The sequence below is a fragment of the Pseudomonas sp. Sample_10 genome (genome assembly GCF_004321495.1).
In the GTDB taxonomy this organism is placed as follows: Bacteria; Pseudomonadota; Gammaproteobacteria; order Pseudomonadales; family Pseudomonadaceae; genus Aquipseudomonas.
Genome location: NZ_RCOE01000096.1, coordinates 1 through 1,115, shown reverse-complemented (window position 1 = coordinate 1,115; position 1,115 = coordinate 1). Strand labels below are relative to the sequence as shown.

1 protein-coding gene is annotated in these 1,115 nt (G+C 62.2%); it reads left to right on the top strand.

Annotated elements, in window-relative coordinates:
- On the top strand, positions 1 to 1,043 hold a 1,043-nt coding region (locus tag D8U18_RS09045; RefSeq protein WP_131107461.1), incomplete at its 5' end, for a glutamine synthetase.
- Positions 1,044 to 1,115 lie beyond the last annotated feature (72 nt).

Sequence of the window (1,115 nt, the reverse complement as noted above, 5' to 3'; positions counted from 1 at the left end):
TCGACAAGTTCGGCAACCCGATCGAACTGTCGCCGCGCAACGTGCTGAAGAAAGTCTTGCAGCTGTACACCGACAAAGGCTGGCGGCCGATTGTCGCACCGGAAATGGAGTTCTACCTGACCCAGCGCTGTGAGGACCCGGATTTGCCGCTCAAGGCACCGATGGGCCGTTCGGGTCGTGCTGAAAGCGGTCGTCAGTCGTTCTCCATTGATGCCGCCAACGAGTTCGACCCGCTGTTCGAAGACGTCTATGACTGGTGCGAATTGCAGGGCCTGGACCTCGATACGCTGATCCACGAAGACGGCCCGGCGCAGATGGAAATCAACTTCCGCCATGGCAATGCGCTGGACCTGGCCGACCAGATCACCGTGTTCAAGCGCACCATGCGTGAAGCGGCGCTCAAGCACAACGTGGCGGCGACCTTCATGGCCAAACCGGTCGGCGACGAGCCGGGCAGCGCCATGCACATTCACCAGAGCGTGGTGGATATCGCCACCGGCCAGCCGATCTTTGCCGACGCCGATGGCAACATGAGCGAGCTGTTCCTGCACCACATCGGGGGCTTGCAGAAATACATCCCGAAAGTGCTGCCGATGTTTGCGCCGAACGTCAACTCGTTCCGCCGCTTCCTGCCGGACACCTCGGCGCCAGTGAACGTCGAATGGGGCGAAGAAAACCGCACCGTCGGCCTGCGCGTACCGACCTCCAGCCCGGACGCCATGCGCGTGGAAAACCGCTTGCCGGGCGCCGATGCCAACCCGTACCTGGCCATCGCGGCCAGCTTGTTGTGCGGTTACCTGGGCATGGTCGAGCGCGTCGAGCCGAGCGCCGCCGTCCAGGGCCGGGCTTATGAACGCCGTAACCTGCGTTTGCCGATCACCATCGAAGACGCCCTGACCAAAATGGAAGAGTGCGAAACCATCGGCCGTTACCTGGGCGACAAGTTCGTGCGCGGATACGTCGCGGTCAAACGCGCCGAGCACGAGAACTTCAAACGGGTGATCAGTTCGTGGGAGCGTGAGTTCCTGATGCTCAGCGTCTGACCAGTTCTCATGATCGTTGATCGTTCCCACGCTCTGCGTGGGAACACAGCCCGGGACGCTCCGCGTCCCTGC